The sequence below is a fragment of the Aeromonas sp. s5 genome (genome assembly GCF_040907865.1).
In the GTDB taxonomy this organism is placed as follows: domain Bacteria; phylum Pseudomonadota; class Gammaproteobacteria; order Enterobacterales; family Aeromonadaceae; genus Aeromonas; species Aeromonas dhakensis.
Genome location: NZ_JBFOCO010000009.1, coordinates 227,256 through 245,199 on the forward strand (window position 1 = coordinate 227,256; position 17,944 = coordinate 245,199).

Here is a 17,944-nt window from a genome sequence, read left to right on the forward strand (position 1 = left end):
TTTGGAGGGGTAAAAACGTATAGTGCTGGGCGATTAACCACCAGGTCTCCACTCAGGTTCCCCATTTATGTTCCAAGACAATCCGCTGCTGGCCCAGCTCAAGCAACAAATCCGCGAAAACATCCCCAAGAAAGAGGGTGTGATCCGCGCCTCCGATCGGGGCTTCGGCTTCCTGGAGGTCGATGAGAAGACCAGCTATTTCGTGCCGCCTCCCTACATGAAAAAGGTGATGCACGGTGACCGGGTGACCGCCCTGATCCGCACCGAGAAAGAGAAGGAAGTGGCCGAGCCGGATGAACTGCTGGAGCAGTCCGTCACCCGCTTCGTGGCCCGGGTCAAGATGTTCCGCGACCGCCTCAACGTGGTGGCCGATCATCCGCTGATCAAGGATGCCATCAAGGCCCGCGTCAAGAAGGGTCTGGACGAGAAAGAGTTCAAGGAAGGGGACTGGGTGGTCGCCACCCTCAAGCGTCACGCCCTGGTGGACGGCAACTTCTCCGCCGAGATCACCCAGAAGATCGCCGCCCAGGAAGATCACAACGTGCCCTGGTGGGTGGTGCTGGCGCGCCACAACCTGGCCCAGGTCGAGCCGGCGGATCTGCCGGAGTGGAAGGTGATCGAAGAGGAAGAGCTGCCCCGCACCGATCTGACCGCGACCCCCTTCTTCACCATCGACGGCGCCAAGACCAAGGACATGGACGATGCCCTGGCCATCCGCAAGCTGGACAACGGCTGGGAGCTGCTGGTGGCCATCGCCGACCCGACCGCCTATGTGGCCGAAGGGAGCGAGCTGGACAAGGAGGCCGCCCAGCGCGCCTTCACCGTCTACATGCCGGGCCGCAACGTGCCGATGATCCCGCGCACCCTCTCCGACGAACTCTGCTCCCTGAAAGAGGGCGAGGAGCGCAACACCCTGTGCGCCCGCCTGCTGATCGCCGAGGATGGCCTGCTGCTGGAGGAGACCGAGTTCTTCGCCGCCCGCATCTGCTCCCACGCCCGCCTCAACTATGACGACGTCTCCGATTGGGCCGAACACGGCAAAGCGCTGGATATCGACGCAGGCGTGCTGGCCCAGCTGCCGCTGATGAAGGCGATGACCGAGGCACGCATCAAGTGGCGCACCGAGCACGCCCTGGTGTTCCCGGACCGCCCCGACTACGACTTCGAGCTGGGCGAGAACGGTGCTGTGCTGGCCATCCACGTCGAGCCGCGCCGCATCGCCAACCGCATGGTGGAAGAGTCGATGATCGCCGCCAACATCTGCGCCGGTCGTGTGCTGGGCAAGAGCGTCGGCTACGGCATCTTCAACGTCCACACCGGCTTTGATGAAGAGTCCCTCGACGGCGCCATCGACCTGCTCAAAAGCGCTGAGGCCCCGTTCGAGAAGGAAGAGATCGCCAGCCTGTCCGGCTTCTGCGCCCTGCGCCGCTGGATCGACAGCCTGGACACCCGCTGGCTGGACGGCAAGATCCGCCGCTTCCAGAGCTATGCCCTGATGTCCGCCGAACCGGGTGCCCACTACGGCCTGGGGCTGGATGCCTACGCCACCTGGACCTCACCGATCCGCAAGTACGGCGACATGGTCAACCATCGCCTGCTCAAGGCCGTCATCGCCGGCAAGACCCCGGGTGAGCGCCCGAGCCTGGAGCTGACCGAGCACCTGACCGCCTGCCGTCGCCTGCACCGCATGGTGGAGCGCGACATCGGCGACTGGCTCTATGTGCGCTACCTGAAGGCCGATGCGGGTACCGACAAGGTGTTCAACGCCGAGATCATCGACGTGATGCGCGCCGGCCTCAAGCTGCGTCTGCAGGAGAACGGTGCCGTGGTGTTCATGCCCGCCCGCCACATCCTGGACAACAAGGAGCGGCTGGAGTGCAACTGGGACAACGGCCGCGTCTATCTGGACAAGACCGAGGTGGTCTACGAGCTCGGCCAGATCATCGAGGTGAAGCTGACCGAAGCGGTGGAAGAGACCCGCTCCCTCATCGCCAAGCCGGCGGTAGAGCTGGTGCCGGGCCCGGCGCCGGTCGCTCCGGCCAGCGAAGCCGATGCCGCGCCTGCCGACGAGGCCCCCAAGGCCGAATAAGCCAAGGCCTTCCCTCCTTGCAAAAGCCCGCACCCTGCGGGCTTTTTTATTGGGTCATGCCGCCCGCCTGGTCAGCAGATCACTTTTTGTACGCCCTGAGCTTGCCAGTGGCTCGCCACGGGCATAGAGTGAATCCACAAATGAACGAACGTTCGCTCATAAAGAGTTTTCAGGCAAGAGGCATCCCTATGACCACCAACAACCTGCGGCTGGAGCAGCGGCGCGAGCAGATCATCCAGGCGGCGCTCGGCTGCTTCATAGAGCGGGGCTTCCACCAGACCGGCATGCGCGACATCGCCGCCGCCGCCGGGGTGAGCCTCGGCAACCTCTACAACCACTTCGCCCGCAAGGAGGAGCTGATCGCCCTGATCGCCTCGCTGGAGGCGGCCGAGCTGCAACCCTTGCTGGATGAGCTGGTTCAGGGGCCGGCCCGGGCGGCGCTGGCCCGCTTCGCCGCCGGCTACCTCGCTTGGTCGCTGACCCCGGAGAACCTGCTGCTCGGCACCGAGATCCTGGCCGAGCTGGCCCGCCACCCCGAGATGGCGGCCACCTTCGCCAGCAACCAGCGCCAGCTGTGTGATGCCCTGGCGGCGACGGTGCACCGTGGCCAGCAGGCGGGGGAGCTGGCCGCCCACCTTCAGCCGGATCTCACGGCCCAGCTGCTGCTGGACGCGCTGGAAGGGCAGGCCCTGCGCCACGCCCTGGCCCTGCATCCAGAGCAGGCGCCGGTGGAGCAAAGGTTGCCGTCCCTGCTGGACCAGCTGTTGGGTCCGGCCTGCTGACCCGCTGATCACCAAAGGAGTCGCTCCCATGACCGTCCCGCACAATCGACTGGAAGGGCTGGATCTGGCCCGCGCCATGGCCCTGCTCGGCATGGTGCTGGTGAATTTTCGCATCGCCATGGGGGTGTTGGCGGGCGGGCCGACCTGGCTCAAGCCCCTGCTGGATGCGCTGGAGGGGCGCTCCGCCGCCAGCTTCGTGGTGCTGGCCGGCATCGGGCTGGGGCTGTCGACCCGCAAACTGGCGTGGTCGGCGGCCATGACCCACACCGCCAGGCGGGCCCTGTTTCTGCTGATCGTGGGGCTGCTCAACTACCTGGTGTTTCCGGCCGACATCATCCACTACTACGCCGTCTACTTTCTGCTGGGGGCCTGCTGTCTCCGGCTTTCCTCCCCCTGGCTGCTGGCCCTGATCCCGCTGCTGGCGGCAAGCTTCGTGGGCCTGCTGTTCCTGCTCGATTACGATCGGGGCTGGCAGTGGCACAGCTTCAGCTATCCCGAGTTCTGGACCCTGGCCGGCTTCATCCGCAATCTGCTGTTCAACGGCTGGCACCCGGTGGTGCCCTGGCTGGGCTTTCTGCTCTACGGCCTCTGGCTGAGCCGCCAGTCTCTGGCCAATCCGCTCACCCAGCGCTGGCTGCTGGCCGGCGGGGTGAGTGCCATGGTGTTGGCCAGGGGGCTGTCACTCTGGTTGCCAACCCTCTTGCCGAACCCTGAGCTGGCGCCGCTGCTGGCAACTCAGCCCATTCCCCCGGCGCCGCTCTACCTGCTGTTCGGCATGGGCGCGGCCAGCACCCTGATCGCCCTCTGTCTCTGGCTGGGACGCGCCCTGCCCGAGGCCCGCTGGTGGCGAGTGTGGCTGCCGGTCGGCCGGCAGACCCTGACCCTCTATCTGGCTCACATCATGCTCGGCATGGGGATGCTGGAGGCCATCGGCTGGCTGCAGGGGCAGGATCTGCCCGAGGTGGTGCTGGCCGCCAGCCTCTTCGCCCTGGCGGCGCTGCTGTTTGCCAATCTCTGGAGTCTGCGCTTCGAGCGAGGCCCACTGGAGTGGCTGATGCGTCGGCTCTGCGGCTGAAGGGCATCATGAAAAACTGAAAGTGAGCTACAAAATAATTGATTCATTGATTACTTTAACGCTGATTCAATAAATCCATCGTCAACACCCTCACTTTTCAGGTCAGGCGGATTGTTCCATTTGAATACAAATAATAGAAATGAGAAATAGATCACATTGACAACAGGTTTGCGCAAATACCAAAAGGTGAGCCATGTCACATAAAAAAGATACTGACGGCAGCAAAGATCGAAATGTAGCCGAAATACAGAGAGTGAATGTGATCGAAGTCACTATGAAGGGAGGGGGGAGGTCGAGGTATTTGAGAGATGCGTCACAAGACACCCCGTTTTCAGCCTAATTTGATCACAAGCTGGTAGATTGAAGTTGCTTAGACGACAGGGATGGCGGTTCGGCAAAACCGGCCAGCCCGACTACCACTTTTAATCAAACAGGCTTAAAACGGGGTCCCGACATGTTATCACCGGATACCAAAGTCAAGATACAGAATTTTGGACGCTTCCTGTCCAATATGGTCATGCCCAACATAGGCGCCTTCATCGCCTGGGGCTTTATTACCGCCCTCTTCATCCCCACCGGCTGGCTGCCGAGCGAAACCTTGGCCAAGCTGGTCGGTCCCATGATCACCTACCTGCTGCCGCTGCTGATTGGCTATACCGGCGGCAAGCTGATGGGTGGTGAGCGCGGCGGCGTGGTCGGTGCCATCACCACCATGGGCGTCATCGTGGGGACCGACATCCCCATGTTCATGGGCGCCATGATGGTCGGCCCGCTCGGTGGCTGGGCCATCAAACGTTTCGACAAGGCGATGGAAGGTCGCGTCAAGAGCGGCTTCGAGATGCTGGTCAACAACTTCTCCGCCGGCCTCATCGGTATGCTGCTGGCGATCCTCGCCTTCTTCGTGATCGGCCCCTTCGTCAAGGTGCTCTCCGGCGTACTGGCCGGTGGCGTCGGCTTCCTGGTGGACAACAACCTGCTGCCGCTCACCTCCATCTTCGTCGAGCCGGCCAAGATCCTGTTCCTCAACAACGCCATCAACCACGGCATCTTCTCGCCGCTGGGGATCCAGCAGGCCACCGAGCACGGCCGCTCCATCTTCTTCCTGATCGAAGCGAACCCGGGCCCGGGCATGGGCGTGCTGCTGGCCTACATGGTGTTCGGTCGCGGCGCCGCCAAGCAGTCCGCTGCCGGTGCCTCCATCATTCACTTCTTCGGCGGCATCCACGAGATCTACTTCCCGTACGTGCTGATGAACCCGCGCCTCATTCTGGCGGTGATTGCCGGCGGCATGACCGGGGTGTTCACCCTGACCCTGTTCAACGCAGGTCTGGTCTCCCCCGCCTCACCGGGTTCCATCTTCGCCGTGCTGTTGATGACACCGAAAGCCTCCCTGATCGGGGTCGCCCTCTCCATCATCAGCGCCACCCTGGTCTCCTTCCTGGTCGCCGCCGTGTTCGTGCGCGCCCAGCAGCCGGAAGCCGACGAGGCCGATGCCCTCGGTGAAGCCACTCGCAAGATGAAAGCCATGAAGGGTGCCAAGCCCGAGACCGCAGCGGCCAAGAAGCCGGGCGGTGAACTGATGGCGGTACGCAACATCGTCGTTGCCTGCGATGCGGGCATGGGCTCCAGCGCCATGGGCGCCGGCCTGCTGCGCAAGCGGGTGCAGGCCGCCGGCCTCGACATCAGCGTCACCAACCGCGCCATCGATCAGCTTGACGATCAGGTGGACTGGGTCATCACCCACAAGGATCTGACCGAGAGGGCCCGTCGCCACGCGCCGCACGCCCACCACATCTCGCTCACCAACTTCCTCGACAACGGTCTCTATCAGGAGCTGGTACAGAGCCTGACCCAGGCCGCCAACGATGACGTCGCCAACCCGCAGCTGCTGGTGGCTGCCAACGACGACAGCTACGAGCCGCAAGCGGCCGAGGTCTTTACCCTGAGCCGTCATGACGTGCACCTGGGGCTCAAGGCCGACAACAAGGAGGCCGCCATCCGGGCTGCCGGCAAGCTGCTGGCGGAGCGGGGCTACGTGGCGCCCGACTACGTCAACGCCATGCTGGAGCGCGAAAAGCTGGTCTCCACCTACCTCGGCGAATCCATCGCCGTGCCGCACGGCACCATTGCCGCCAAGGAGTTTGTGAAGCGCACCGGTATCGTCATCTGCCAATACCCGGCCGGGGTTGCCTTCGGCGAGGCGGCCGATGAAGTGGCGCGGCTGGTGATCGGCATCGCCGCCCGCAACGACGAACACATGCAGGTGATAACCCGCCTGACCAATGCACTGGACGAACCCGGCCTCATCGACCGGCTGGCCAGCACTCAGGATCCCCAGGAGTTCCTGGATCTGCTGGGTGCCGAGCAGGCTGCCTGATCGTCCTTCATCGTCTTTGGTTCAAGAGGTTAATATCATGAAAACATTGCATTTTGGTGCCGGCAATATCGGTCGCGGCTTCATCGGAAAACTGCTGGCTGACGCCAGCCACCAGGTCACCTTCGCCGACGTCAACGAGACCCTGATCGACCAGCTCAACCACCGCCAGGAGTACAAGGTGCACGTGGTGGGAGCAGATCAGAAGCTGGACGTGGTGCGCAACGTGGCGGCGGTGAGCTCCGCCGGCCACGAGGTGATCGCCCGCATCATCACCGCCGATCTGGTCACCACCGCGGTCGGCCCCAACATTCTGGACAAGATTGCCAGCACCCTGGCCCAGGGGCTGCAGGCCCGCTTCGATGCCGGCAACCTGACACCGCTCAACGTCATCGCCTGCGAGAACATGGTGCGCGGCACCAGCCACCTCAAGCAGGAGGTACTCAAGTACCTGCCGGTCGCGTATCATGCCACCCTCGACGCCTGCATCGGTTTCGTCGACTCGGCGGTGGACCGCATCGTTCCGCCCGCGGCGGCCAACGATGATCCGCTGGAAGTGACGGTGGAGAGCTTCAGCGAGTGGATCGTCGACCAGACCCAGTTCAAGGGGGAGCTGCCGCAGGTGGCGGGCATGGAGCCCACCGACAACCTGATGGCCTTCGTCGAGCGCAAGCTGTTCACCCTCAACACCGGCCACATCGTCACCGCCTACCTCGGCAAGCTGAGGGGCTATCGCACCATCCGCGAGGCGATCGAGGATCCGCTGATCCGCAGCAAGGTACGCCGCGCCATGGAGGAGAGCGGCGCCGTGCTGGTGCAACGCTACGGTTTCGACCCGCGCCTGCACGCCGCCTACATCGAGAAGATCCTGGCCCGCTTCGCCAACCCCTATCTGGTGGACGAGATTGACCGGGTCGGCCGTCAGCCGCTGCGCAAGCTGGCGGCGGGGGATCGGCTGGTGAAGCCGCTGCTCGGCACCCTGGAGTACGGCCTGCCAAACGATCACCTGCAGGAGGGGATCGCCGCGGCCCTGCACTATCGCAACGCCGACGACCCGCAGGCGGTGGAGCTGCAACAGCTGCTGGCGGAGCTGGGCCCGGCCCAGGCCCTGGCTCGCATCACCGGCCTGGCCGCCGACAGCGACATCGTCAGCGCCATCGTCACCCGTTATGGCAATTTGAAGTGACCTGATGAGGCGCCACCGTGCCGGCCCGCTCAGGCCGGCCACCAAAGCGCCTCATACGATAAAAACCGGGAGAGAGGCCCACTCTCTCCCAGTCAGCTGGACCCAATGCACTTATGACCACACACCAGGAAGATGAAGTACTGGAACGACTGAACGAGCAGGATGGCCCCCGCGGCTTCTTTCTCGAGGTCGTGACCATCCTGGAAGAGGCGGTCGACTCCCTGATGCGACGCGCGTTCCGTCAGGAGGAGTATGCCGTCAAATACGCCATCGAACCTTTGCTCAACCAGAGCGGCCCCCTCGGCCAGCTGGAGGTGCGCCTCAAGCTCATCTTCGCCCTCGGCCTCATCTCCCTCGAACGTTATCAGGATCTCGAGGCTTACCTGAAGATCCGCGATTTTCTGGTGCGCGACCCCAAGGATTACCGCTTCAGCGACAAGCCGATCCGCGATCTGCTGGCACGTCTGCACGGCGTCAGCCAGGGCGGCATGATGCCGCAGGAGGCCCCCGCCAACGAGGAGGACTGGCCCTTCTACCAGATGCAGCTGAACCGGCTCGATCAGGTGGTGCGCTCGGCGCTGGTGCTGGCGGTGGCCGACTGCGTCACCGAACTCCACAAAGAGAGCCCCATCTAATCCGGCTGGTGGCCGTAGCCTGCGGCCCCCTGCCTCGCCTTCCCCGCAACCGTGACGCCCGCTGTCGCGCGACCCGCGTCCCCCCTTGCTCCCGCCGCCGGCTGGTGTCAATCTGACCATCTTCCCCACTACACTTCCTCCAGGTCCATTGCCCCAACCGAGGTCTGCATGATCGCTCTCTCCCTGGCCGGGATCGCCCTGGTCTCAGTGCTGGCCCAGTGGCTGGCCTGGTCGCTGCGGGTGCCCGCCATCCTGTTTCTGCTGCTCACCGGCCTGCTGCTGGGGCCGGTCGGCGGCCTGCTCGACCCCGACGCCCTGCTCGGCGACCTGCTGTTTCCGCTGGTCTCCCTGTCGGTCGCCATCATCCTGTTCGAGGGGGCACTGACCCTGCACCTGGCCGAGCTAAAAGGGATCGGCAAAGTGGTGCGCAACCTCTGCTCCACCGGCATGCTGGTGAGCTTCGCCGTCATCGGCAGCGCCGGTTACTTCCTGCTGGGGCTGGACTGGCGGGTCGCCATGGTACTCGGCGCCGTGCTGGTGGTGACCGGCCCCACCGTGGTCGCCCCCATGCTCAACGTGATCCGCCCGACCCGGGAGGTGGACCGCATCCTGCGCTGGGAGGGGATCGTCATCGATCCCATCGGCGCCCTGTTTGCGGTGCTGGTGTTCGAGGCGGTGCGCCTCGGCAGCCAGGGGGATCTGGTCGGTCACACCCTGCTGGCGCTGGCCAAGACGGTGGGGGTGGGGTCGCTCATCGGGGTCGGCGCCGGTTGGCTCACCACCCTGCTGATCCGCAAGGACTGGCTGCCGGTCAGCCTGCACAAGTTCGGGGTACTGGCGCTGGTGCTGGTCACCTTCAGCCTCTCCAACTGGCTCAGCCACGAATCCGGCCTGCTGGCGGTGACCGTGTTCGGCATCTGGCTCGCCAATCAGGAGGGGTTGGATCTGGAGGAGGTGCTGGCCTTCAAGGAGGATCTCGCCGTCATCCTCATCTCCTCCCTCTTCATCCTGCTGGCGGCCCGCCTCGATCTGGCCCAGCTCTGGCAGCTCGGCCCCATGGTGCTGGCGCTGCTGTGCGTGGTGCAGTTCGTGGCGCGCCCGCTCTGCATCCTGGTCTCCACCTGGGGATCCGATCTCTCCTGGCGGGCCCGAGCCCTGCTCGGCTGGATCGCGCCGCGCGGCATAGTGGCGGCGGCGGTCAGCGCCTCCTTCGCCATCAGCCTGCATGAGGCCGGCATCCCAGATGCCGACAAGCTGGTCCCCCTGGTGTTTGCGGTGATCATCTCCACCGTGGTGCTGCAGAGCCTCACCTCGGCGCCGCTGGCCGGTCTGCTCAAGATGCGCCAGAGCGCCCCCAACACCTGGCTCATCATCGGGGCCAACTCGGTGGCGCGGGCCATCGGCCGGGCACTGGCGGATCAGGGGGTGCCGGTTCAGCTCTGCGATCCGGCCTGGGAGTTCTGCCGACAGGCGCGGATGAGCAACCTGCCCTGCTACTTCGGCAACCCGCAATCCGAACACGCCGAGCTGCACCTGCCGCTCACCAGCATCAGTACCGTGCTGGCGCTCTCCCCCAACCGCCACAACAACGCCCTCGGCGTGCTGCACTTCGCCCACCTCTACGGCGAGGAGAAGGTCTACTCGTTGCGCTCCAGCGAGCAGCACGGCAAGGCCAACCGGGAGAGCGCCACCTTCCGCGCCCGTCAGAACCTGTTCGGTCCCGACATCAACTACGCCAGGCTGAGCGGCCTGCTGAGCCGGGGCGGCCAGATCAAGGCAACCCGCCTGAGCGAGGCGTTCGACTGGGTCCAGTACCAGGAGGCCAACCCGGGCGCCATCCCGCTGTTCGTGCTGGACGGCAAGGGGCGGACCCGCATCGTCACCGGCCCCGTCGAGCCGCTGGCCGGGGAGCTGCTGATCGCCCTGCAGCCCCCCAAAGAGGGGGCCGGCCAGTGAATTCTGTCGAGCCGACCGCCAACCCGCTGCTCGCCCCGCTGCTGGCACTGCTCAGGCAGGCCAGCGGCAGCTACAAGGTACACGAGCTGCTGGCCGAGCTGCGCCGCCAGGAGCTTATCCCGCCTCTGCCGGGGGACGAGCAGCAACAGCTGTTTCGGCTCAACTTCCTCATCATGAACGCCCTCTATCAGCTGCAGGCCGAGCTCCACGATGAAGGGTGGTGGCTGCTGATCAGCACCCTGGATATCCGGCTCGAACCGCTCGCCCCTCGCAACGCGGCAAGCGCCCTCGCCCAGGGCGAGGCGCTGCGCAGCTACTACCTCGACTGGCGGGTGTTCTGGCAGACAGACCGGGAGGAGGTGGAAGCCCTGCTCGTCAGCTTCTGGCGGGCCTGTGAGCGGGATGAACACAGGGCCGAGGCGCTGACCCTGTTCGCCCTGCCGGCCGGGGCGGGGCCTGACGCCATTCGCCGCCGCTGGCGTGAGCTGGCACTGCAACACCATCCGGATCGGGGGGGCGATGCCGACACCTTCATCCGCCTGCGCTGGGCCTGGGAATACCTCAAGACGGCCAAATGAGCCGCCTGATGGCGGCCGCAACCACTAGACTTGAAGTGGCATCAAGCGTCACGGGAGGATGTCATGACAGTCAATGAACTTCGTCTGCTCTACCAGCAACAAGCCTTCAAGGAAGCCGAGATCCTGCAGGATGCCATCCTGCCCGGCTGGATCGTGGAGTTCAGGGGACAGGACGGCAAACTGTACGAGATGACCGACACCCTGGGTTGCCCCCTCAGCTTCGGCTCGGTCGAAGAGGCCCGCCAGCACGTGCATCTGGTGGCGGACTGCCCGATCCAGATCGAGCACCTCTACCGCTTCTTCGAACGCTGAGAAGCTGGCAGGCGCAAAAAAGGCTCCCGCGGGAGCCTTTTCTCATTCCGGTTGCAGGGGGTCAGCCCCCTTGCCCTCCAGCCGTCTGACCGGCTTTTGCAGGATCAGGTTGGCGGGATAGGTGACCAGATCGCCGTTGTCATCGCGCACCCGCACATAGAAGAGGCCGATCTCGGTGATGACCCCGGTGACCGAGTCATCCTTGTCGAGGATCCGGATCCGATCGCCAATCCGGTAGGGGAAGGCGAAGAAGATGGTGATGCTGGCGGTGATGTTGGAGAGGATCGACCACTGCGCCACCATGGCGACCCCCAGCACAGCGAAGAAGGAGGAGGCCAGCACCACCAGCCGCGAGAAGTCGAGCCCCCACACCCCGGCCAGGATCAGCAGGGTGGCGCAGCCGAGCAGAAAGTGGAACACGTGCTCCACGTAGAGCACCCGGTTCTCGCTCACCTGCCGGCTCTGGCCGAGGGCCATCAGGCTCTTGTGAATGAGGCCGCGAATGAGGGTGTGGCCCAGCAACAGCAGCAGGGTCACGCCAAAAGATTCCCATGTTGTCATGTCGGCTCCTTACCACCAGCGTCTGTGTTTGAGCCAGACCGCCAGCCCGGTCGCCAGCGCCACCAGGGATCCGCAGAAGATCCAGAAGGCGGTCGGGCTCTCGGCTCCGGGGATGCCTCCCAGGTTGATGCCGAACAGGCCGGTCAGGAAGCTGGCGGGCAGAAACAGCAGCGCCATCACCGACATCTGGTAGGCGCGGCGGTTGGTCGCCTCCGCCATCAGGTTGTTGATCTCGTCCGCCAGCACGGCGGTGCGCGCCACCCCGGCATCCAGATCGTCGAGCCAGCGCCGCAGCCGGTCGGCGATGTCGAGCAGGCGTCGCCGGTCGTCCTCATCCAGCCAGCTGATCTTCTCGTTGGCGAGGCGCGCCACCAGATCCCGCTGGGGGGAGAGGTAGCGGCGGATCATGATGAGCTGCTTGCGGATCAGCGCCAGCCGGCCGTTGGCAGGCAGGTCGCGCATCAGCACCTGCTCTTCCAGATCCAGGATCTGGTCGTGCAGCTCCTCGACGAACTCCCCAGCCCGATCGGTCAGGGCGTCGCAGATCTCCACCAGCCAATCGGCCGGGGTGTCCGCACCGCCCCCCTGCTTCAGCTGCTCGAAGACGTCTTTTTCCGACAGCAGTGGCCGGCGCCGGCTGCTGATGATGAGATCCGGCGTGATGAAGATCCGCAGCGCCACCATCTCTTCGGGCCTGTGATCCTTGTTGTGGTTGATGCCGCGCAGGATCAGCAGCACCGTCTCCCCCATCCGCACCAGTTTGGGACGATTGCTCTGGCCGAGCAGGGATTCGCGTGCCGCGTCACCCAGCAGTGGCGTCTGCAACAGCCAGCGCGCCGCCTCCGGGTTGCCATAGTCCAGATGCAGCCAGCCCGGCTGCGCTGCCGGTATCTCGCTGCCCGCCGCCAGCGGCTGCATGCCCCCCCTGCCATCCAGGGTCAGGCCATAAATCACGTCACTGGGCACCCGATCCATCTGCTCGTCCTTCTCGCTCATGTTCATCGGCCCAGCTTACACCAAAGCCGGACCCGACTCAGCCCCGGGGCAGCCGGCCGCCCCCTGCCGTGCTAAGATGCGCCACTCGTTTCAGACACAGGAAACCATGCCATGCCCATCTGGGTCGATGCCGATGCCTGCCCCATTCCGGTCAAGGAGATCCTCTACCGTGCCGCCCACCGCGCCCAGGTGGTGACCACCCTGGTGGCCAATCAGGGGCTGCGTGTGCCCCCCTCCCCCTTCATCAAGACCCAGCAGGTGGAGAAGGGCTTCGATGTGGCAGATCATGTCATCGCCCAGCAGGTCAAACCCGGCGATCTGGTGATCACCGGTGACATCCCCCTCGCCGCCCTGGTGATCGATGCCGGCGGCGAGGCGCTCAACCCCCGCGGCGAGATCTACACCCGCGAGACCATCAAGGCGCGGCTCGGCATGCGCAACTTCATGGAAGAGCTGCGCTCGGCCGGGGTCCAGACCGGTGGCCCGGCCCCCCTCAACGCGGCCGACAAGCAGCGCTTCGCCAACGCGCTGGACAAGTGGCTGGTCAGGGGCAAGCTGAGCTGAGCCCGCTCCCCGGCGCCCTGCCGGGGAGACCCGTTCATCCCCTTCTGCGCTTAATTCTTTCTTAAGGCTGGTGAACTAGCCTTGTGGCTGTTGACCCAACCACCGGCAAGGAGCAAGCAATGAAACTGACCCCCCTGTTGTTACTGATCCCTCTGTTGAGCGGCGCAGCCCTGGCCGATCCCCAATGTACCCAGGCCGACAAGAGCAAGTGGATGAGCGAAGCCGACGCCCAGCAGAAGATCAAGGCGATGGGCTATGACATCAAGAAGTTCAAGGTCACCGAGACCAACTGCTACGAGATTTACGGTTGGGACAAGGAGAAGCGCAAGGTCGAGATCTACTTCGACCCGACCGATCTGAAGAAAGTGAAAGAAGAGATCGACGAATAATCCGGCCATGGGCCGGTCTCCTGCCGGCCCTTTCTATGGAGCCACACCATGACAACCTCGTCTGAAGTGAAAGTCTGGGATCCCCTCATCCGGGTGTTCCACTGGGCCACCGTCACCCTCTGCCTGCTCAACTTCTTCGTGCTGGAAGAGGGGAGCAAGCTCCACAAGTACGCCGGCTACGCGGTGGGCATCCTGCTCATCATCCGCCTGCTGTGGGGACTGATCGGCCCTCATTATGCCCGCTTCGGCCAGTGGTGGCCGACCCCGGCCCGGGTACGCTACTACCTGCGCCAGCTGGCCAGCGGGCATCACCCCTACTACCTCGGCCACAACCCGGTCGGCGCCCTGATGATCTGGCTGCTGCTGCTGTCGCTGGTCGGCACCGTGGTCACCGGCTGGCTCACCACCTGGGATGCCTTCTGGGGCGACGACTGGCTGGAGGAGCTGCACGGCGTCCTCGCCAACACCCTGATGGCCACCGTCGGCGTCCATGCGGCCGTGGTGATCCTGACCGATCGCTTCACCCGCAGCGACCTGGTGCGCGCCATGGTGTTGGGTAAAAAACGGGTGCCTGCCGACACCAAGGTGGAAGATCCGCGCAGTTAATGACCGGGTCGCCCGCCGGGCCCCGGTTTTTTGCTGCAATGGCCCGCGACACTGGTAAGATGCGCCGCCATTTTCCCATGTCGTAGCCATCATGACCGCCCAAGGGCACCTGCTCTTCTCCGTTACCTGCACCCTGATCGCCCACAAACTCCAGCTGACGCCGGCCCTGGCCGACGCCAGCCTGTGGCAGACCGTGCCCGCCGCCCTGGCCAGCGCCCTGCTGCCCGACCTCGACCACCCCAAGTCGGTATTGGGGCAGCGGCTGCCCTGGATCTCGAAACCCCTCTCTCGCCTGTTCGGTCATCGCGGCTTCACCCACAGCCTGCTGGCGGTGGCGGTCGCCATCTGGGGGCTCAACCAGCAGTTGCCACCCGATACTCTGCCGGTCGGGGTCAAGGATGCCCTCATCATCGGCTACCTCAGCCACCTGCTGGGGGACTGGCTCACCCCGGCCGGCATCCCGCTCTTCTGGCCCAGCAAGCGCCGCTACCGGCTGCCGGGCTGGCCGCTCAGAAGTGGCGGCGCCCTCGAGACCGGCTTTTGCACCCTCACCCTGCTGGCCGCCGGTTACTGGGCCCACTGGCCCGGCTAGGTGGTCGGCCGCCAAAAAACAAACCCCTGCCGAGGCAGGGGTTTGTAGTGGTGAGAGCGGGTGGATGACTTACAGCATCACACCGGCGATCACGGCGGAGAGCAGGCTCACCAGGGTGGAGCCGTACACCAGCTTCAGACCGAAGCGGGAGACCATGTTGCCCTTCTCTTCGTTCAGCGCCTTCACCGCACCGGCGATGATGCCGATGGAACTGAAGTTGGCGAACGACACCATGAAGATGGAGAGGATGCCGACGGTGCGCGGAGAGAGCTGGGCCGCGATCTTGCCCAGATCCATCATGGCCACGAATTCGTTGGTCACCAGCTTGGTCGCCATGATGGAACCGGCCTGCAGCGCTTCACTGCCCGGGATGCCCAGGATCCAGGCGATGGGGTAGAAGATGTAGCCCATGACGTGCTGGAAGTTGACGCCGAATGCCATCTCGAACAGGTAGTTGATGAGGGCGATCAGGGCGATGAAGCCCACCAGCATGGCACCCACGATCACCGCCACGGTGAAACCGGCCATGATGTACTCGCCCAGCATCTCGAAGAAGTTCTCTTTCTTCGGGGTGTGGTGCTCGTCACCCTCGGACAGCGCCTTGGCGTCGGTCACGGTATTGTCCGGCTCGTAGGGGTTGATCAGCGACAGCACGACGAAGGTGCTGAACATGTTGAGCACCAGGGCGGCGACCACGTAACGCGGCTCGATCAGCTGCATGTAGGCACCGACGATGGACATGGAGACGGTGGACATGGCGGTGGCGGCCAAGGTGTACATCTGCTTCTCGTTCAGGTGCGGCAGTATGTTCTTGAGCGCGATGAAGTTCTCGGACTGGCCGACGATCATGGAGCTGATGGCGTTGAAGGATTCCAGCTTGCCCATGCCGTTGATCTTGGCCAGCACGGTACCGATGCCGCGGATCACCAGCGGCAGCAGACGGATGTACTGCAGGATGCCGATCAGCACAGAGATGAAGACGATGGGCATCAGCACCATCAGGAAGAAGGAGAAGGCCCCTTCATTGACCAGGCCGCCGAACACGAAGTCGGTCCCCTGCTTGGCAAACTCCATCAGCTTGGTGAAGCCGGCGGCAAAGCCACCCACTACCGCCAGACCCACTTCGGAGTTCAGCATGAACCAGGCCAGCGCCAGTTCGACCACCAGCAGTTGGCCGATATAGCGCGGCTTGATCAGTTTCCAGTTGCGGCGGTTTGCCAGCAACGCCAGAGCGAGGACCATGACGAGTCCGAGCACAAAGTGAACGTATTCCATACCTGTAGCACCTGAGTGAATTGTAATTTTTGACCGGCGCCATCATAGACATTTGCATATTTAAAAATTCAGATAGCCATCACAATCTGCGGTAAAAATATGCATGTTGGATAATACAAACGTTTTTAAATTAATTAAACACTCATACGAGCATCCAATCATTGTTCAATAAATAACAAAACTCAATATAAACAATCACTTAAAAATAAATCAGGTATTTGTAAACTCCTGTTTTCACAGCTTAATTACATTCACTTAATACTCGCAAGGCCGCGCAGAAGTGGTCAGAACAAATTTACGACAAGTTTATTTAATCAAGGCAGGGTGAAAAACGTTTATCTTATTTGCGATGAATGTAGGCGGAGCCAAATACATATTTCAGCGACCGCGAACTACTGCTCCGGATTGCCAGGGGGCTGTCGGTGAGCCGACCCCTTGCCGCCGGGCTGACAGTCACGAACAGAAGCAGCCGCTCAAATTTGCAGCACATCCAACGGCGGATTCTGGTACAATGCGCGCCCTTGCGCCCGGCGCAGCCCGTTTTCTCCCATATAGAGTCCTTTTGTGAACAACGAATTTAGCAGCCTGAACCTCTCCCCCGCCCTGCTCGAGAACCTCGCCAGCCTGGGTTATCTGCAGATGACCCCGATCCAGGCCCAGAGCCTGCCTCTGGTACTCGACGGCAAAGACTTGATCGCCAAGGCAAAAACCGGCAGCGGCAAGACTGCGGCCTTCGGCCTCGGCCTGCTCTCCCGCCTCGACGTCAACCGGCTCGAGGTACAGGCGCTGGTGCTCTGCCCGACTCGCGAGCTGGCGGATCAGGTTGCCACCGAGATCCGTCGTCTCGCCCGCACCCTGCCCAACGTCAAGCTGGTGACCCTGTGTGGCGGCACCCCGACCGCACCGCAATCGGCCACCCTGAGCTTCGGTGCCCACATCGCCGTCGGCACCCCGGGCCGGATCCTCAAGCACCTGGAGCAGGGCACCCTGGCGCTCGACAGCCTCAAGACGCTGGTGCTGGACGAAGCGGATCGCATGCTGGACATGGGCTTTGGCGAAGACATCAACCGGGTCATCAGCCACGCCCCGCGGGATCGCCAGACCCTGCTCTTCTCCGCCACCTATCCGGAAGGGATCGCCCAGATGAGCCGCGGCGTGCAGCGCAACCCGGTGGAGGTGAGCGTGGAGTCCCTGCATGAGGAGAGCGCCATCGAGCAGAAGCTGTATGAAGTGCCGGCCGGTCAGCGCCTCGAGGCCCTCGGCTGGCTGCTCAGCCACTATCAGCCGGGCTCCTGCGTCGTGTTCTGCAACACCAAGCGCGCCTGCAATGACGTGGCCGATCATCTGGCCGCCAAGGGCTTCTCGGCGCTGGCGCTGAACGGCGATCTGGAGCAGCGCGAGCGGGATCAGGTGCTGGTGCGCTTCGCCAACGGCAGCGCCACCATACTGGTGGCCACCGACGTGGCGGCCCGCGGGCTGGATATCAAGGAGCTGGGCGCCGTCATCAACTACGAGCTCACCTACGACCCCGAGGTGCACGTGCACCGCATCGGTCGGACCGGCCGCGCCGGCCAGCAGGGCCTGGCCCTGAGCCTCTATCAGCCGAACGAGGCCCAGCGCGTCAACATCATCGAGGAGTACCAGCAGGCCCCGCTGCCGCTGGGGGATCTCGATGCCATCGGCCGCGCCATCAAACCCATAGCCCCGCAGATGGTGACCCTCTCCATCGATGCGGGCCGCAAGAGCAAGGTGCGCGCCGGTGACATCCTGGGCGCCCTGACCGGCGAAGGCGGCATTGCCGGCAGCGACGTGGGCAAGATCCAGATCGCCGAGCAGTACTCCTACGTGGCGGTCAAGCAGGGCGTAGCCAAGGCGGCGCTCAAGCGACTGCAGGAAGGCAAGATCAAGGGGCGCAGCTACCGTGCCCGCAAACTGGGCTAAGGTTCAGACCACAGGCGCCCCAGCGGCGCCTGT

At 63.9% G+C, this 17,944-nt stretch carries 17 protein-coding genes; 14 read left to right on the plus strand and 3 right to left on the minus strand.

The window, feature by feature from the left end; genetic code table 11:
• The first annotated feature begins 67 nt into the window (after window positions 1–67).
• The 9 genes from AB5Y94_RS07595 (at window position 68) to AB5Y94_RS07635 (ending at window position 10,987) form a co-directional block, all read left to right on the plus strand.
• Window positions 68–2,089, plus strand: coding sequence for an exoribonuclease II (locus AB5Y94_RS07595; protein WP_213344030.1), 2,022 nt, complete (start codon window positions 68–70; stop codon window positions 2,087–2,089).
• Between the two features lie 188 nt (window positions 2,090–2,277).
• Window positions 2,278–2,871 (plus strand): TetR/AcrR family transcriptional regulator, encoded by a 594-nt coding sequence (locus AB5Y94_RS07600; protein ID WP_213344031.1) that lies wholly within the window; start codon window positions 2,278–2,280, stop codon window positions 2,869–2,871.
• 28 nt (window positions 2,872–2,899) lie between these two features.
• Window positions 2,900–3,946, plus strand: a complete 1,047-nt coding sequence (locus AB5Y94_RS07605; protein WP_368205292.1) for a DUF418 domain-containing protein — start codon at window positions 2,900–2,902, stop codon at window positions 3,944–3,946.
• Window positions 3,947–4,400: 454 nt separating this feature from the next.
• Window positions 4,401–6,323, plus strand: a complete 1,923-nt coding sequence (locus AB5Y94_RS07610; protein WP_139431233.1) for a PTS mannitol transporter subunit IICBA — start codon at window positions 4,401–4,403, stop codon at window positions 6,321–6,323.
• A 37-nt stretch (window positions 6,324–6,360) separates the two neighbouring features.
• Window positions 6,361–7,506, plus strand: coding sequence for a mannitol-1-phosphate 5-dehydrogenase (locus AB5Y94_RS07615; RefSeq protein ID WP_010635246.1), 1,146 nt, complete (start codon window positions 6,361–6,363; stop codon window positions 7,504–7,506).
• A 113-nt stretch (window positions 7,507–7,619) separates the two neighbouring features.
• The gene (locus AB5Y94_RS07620; RefSeq protein ID WP_005308438.1) at window positions 7,620–8,141 is read left to right on the plus strand and encodes an MltR family transcriptional regulator; all 522 of its coding nucleotides are present in this window, start codon (window positions 7,620–7,622) and stop codon (window positions 8,139–8,141) included.
• Window positions 8,142–8,309: 168 nt separating this feature from the next.
• Complete coding sequence (locus AB5Y94_RS07625) at window positions 8,310–10,097, plus strand: cation:proton antiporter (RefSeq protein WP_368205293.1); 1,788 nt, start codon at window positions 8,310–8,312, stop codon at window positions 10,095–10,097.
• A complete protein-coding gene (locus AB5Y94_RS07630) occupies window positions 10,094–10,675 on the plus strand; it encodes a DNA-J related domain-containing protein (protein WP_368205294.1) in 582 nt (193 codons plus the stop codon). The genes AB5Y94_RS07625 and AB5Y94_RS07630 overlap by 4 nt, the downstream gene beginning before the upstream one ends.
• Window positions 10,676–10,738: 63 nt before the next feature.
• Window positions 10,739–10,987: a hypothetical protein gene (locus tag AB5Y94_RS07635; RefSeq protein ID WP_005308429.1), complete on the plus strand. Its 249-nt coding sequence runs from the start codon at window positions 10,739–10,741 to the stop codon at window positions 10,985–10,987.
• Window positions 10,988–11,029: 42 nt separating this feature from the next.
• On the opposite strand, the gene AB5Y94_RS07640 is transcribed toward AB5Y94_RS07635, so the two are convergent.
• Window positions 11,030–11,548 carry a mechanosensitive ion channel domain-containing protein gene (locus AB5Y94_RS07640; protein ID WP_005308424.1) on the minus strand — a complete coding sequence of 173 codons (519 nt, stop codon included), beginning with the start codon at window positions 11,546–11,548 and terminating at the stop codon, window positions 11,030–11,032.
• 9 nt (window positions 11,549–11,557) lie between these two features.
• A complete protein-coding gene (gene zntB, locus AB5Y94_RS07645; protein ID WP_024942312.1) occupies window positions 11,558–12,550 on the minus strand; it encodes a zinc transporter ZntB in 993 nt (330 codons plus the stop codon).
• Between the two features lie 105 nt (window positions 12,551–12,655).
• Between zntB and AB5Y94_RS07650 the strand changes: the two genes are divergently transcribed.
• The 4 genes from AB5Y94_RS07650 to AB5Y94_RS07665 all read left to right on the plus strand — a co-directional run bounded on the left by AB5Y94_RS07650 (window position 12,656) and on the right by AB5Y94_RS07665 (window position 14,695).
• Window positions 12,656–13,108, plus strand: a complete 453-nt coding sequence (locus tag AB5Y94_RS07650; protein WP_005308419.1) for a YaiI/YqxD family protein — start codon at window positions 12,656–12,658, stop codon at window positions 13,106–13,108.
• Between the two features lie 119 nt (window positions 13,109–13,227).
• Complete coding sequence (locus tag AB5Y94_RS07655; RefSeq protein ID WP_017765207.1) at window positions 13,228–13,497, plus strand: PepSY domain-containing protein; 270 nt, start codon at window positions 13,228–13,230, stop codon at window positions 13,495–13,497.
• Between the two features lie 48 nt (window positions 13,498–13,545).
• Window positions 13,546–14,103: a cytochrome b/b6 domain-containing protein gene (locus AB5Y94_RS07660; protein ID WP_368205295.1), complete on the plus strand. Its 558-nt coding sequence runs from the start codon at window positions 13,546–13,548 to the stop codon at window positions 14,101–14,103.
• Window positions 14,104–14,194: 91 nt separating this feature from the next.
• The gene (locus AB5Y94_RS07665; protein ID WP_005308407.1) at window positions 14,195–14,695 is read left to right on the plus strand and encodes a metal-dependent hydrolase; all 501 of its coding nucleotides are present in this window, start codon (window positions 14,195–14,197) and stop codon (window positions 14,693–14,695) included.
• A gap of 69 nt (window positions 14,696–14,764) precedes the next feature.
• Here AB5Y94_RS07665 and AB5Y94_RS07670 read toward each other — a convergent pair whose 3' ends face one another.
• Window positions 14,765–15,970 (minus strand): NupC/NupG family nucleoside CNT transporter, encoded by a 1,206-nt coding sequence (locus AB5Y94_RS07670; RefSeq protein WP_005308404.1) that lies wholly within the window; start codon window positions 15,968–15,970, stop codon window positions 14,765–14,767.
• Window positions 15,971–16,534: 564 nt separating this feature from the next.
• Between AB5Y94_RS07670 and dbpA the strand changes: the two genes are divergently transcribed.
• Window positions 16,535–17,911 (plus strand): ATP-dependent RNA helicase DbpA, encoded by a 1,377-nt coding sequence (gene dbpA, locus AB5Y94_RS07675; protein WP_065018368.1) that lies wholly within the window; start codon window positions 16,535–16,537, stop codon window positions 17,909–17,911.
• Window positions 17,912–17,944: the final 33 nt, after the last annotated feature.

Bases quoted from the DNA above. Each gene is read 5' to 3' on its own strand.
- AB5Y94_RS07615 (WP_010635246.1), top strand. From the start codon at position 6,361: ATGAAAACATTGCATTTTGGTGCCGGCAATATCGGTCGCGGCTTCATC.
- AB5Y94_RS07620 (WP_005308438.1), top strand. From the start codon at position 7,620: ATGACCACACACCAGGAAGATGAAGTACTGGAACGACTGAACGAGCAG.
- AB5Y94_RS07670 (WP_005308404.1), bottom strand. From the start codon at position 15,970: ATGGAATACGTTCACTTTGTGCTCGGACTCGTCATGGTCCTCGCTCTG.
- AB5Y94_RS07610 (WP_139431233.1), top strand. From the start codon at position 4,401: ATGTTATCACCGGATACCAAAGTCAAGATACAGAATTTTGGACGCTTC.
- zntB (WP_024942312.1), bottom strand. From the start codon at position 12,550: ATGAACATGAGCGAGAAGGACGAGCAGATGGATCGGGTGCCCAGTGAC.
- AB5Y94_RS07635 (WP_005308429.1), top strand. From the start codon at position 10,739: ATGACAGTCAATGAACTTCGTCTGCTCTACCAGCAACAAGCCTTCAAG.
- AB5Y94_RS07600 (WP_213344031.1), top strand. From the start codon at position 2,278: ATGACCACCAACAACCTGCGGCTGGAGCAGCGGCGCGAGCAGATCATC.
- AB5Y94_RS07665 (WP_005308407.1), top strand. From the start codon at position 14,195: ATGACCGCCCAAGGGCACCTGCTCTTCTCCGTTACCTGCACCCTGATC.
- AB5Y94_RS07640 (WP_005308424.1), bottom strand. From the start codon at position 11,548: ATGACAACATGGGAATCTTTTGGCGTGACCCTGCTGCTGTTGCTGGGC.
- AB5Y94_RS07660 (WP_368205295.1), top strand. From the start codon at position 13,546: ATGACAACCTCGTCTGAAGTGAAAGTCTGGGATCCCCTCATCCGGGTG.
- AB5Y94_RS07605 (WP_368205292.1), top strand. From the start codon at position 2,900: ATGACCGTCCCGCACAATCGACTGGAAGGGCTGGATCTGGCCCGCGCC.
- AB5Y94_RS07650 (WP_005308419.1), top strand. From the start codon at position 12,656: ATGCCCATCTGGGTCGATGCCGATGCCTGCCCCATTCCGGTCAAGGAG.
- AB5Y94_RS07595 (WP_213344030.1), top strand. From the start codon at position 68: ATGTTCCAAGACAATCCGCTGCTGGCCCAGCTCAAGCAACAAATCCGC.
- AB5Y94_RS07655 (WP_017765207.1), top strand. From the start codon at position 13,228: ATGAAACTGACCCCCCTGTTGTTACTGATCCCTCTGTTGAGCGGCGCA.
- AB5Y94_RS07625 (WP_368205293.1), top strand. From the start codon at position 8,310: ATGATCGCTCTCTCCCTGGCCGGGATCGCCCTGGTCTCAGTGCTGGCC.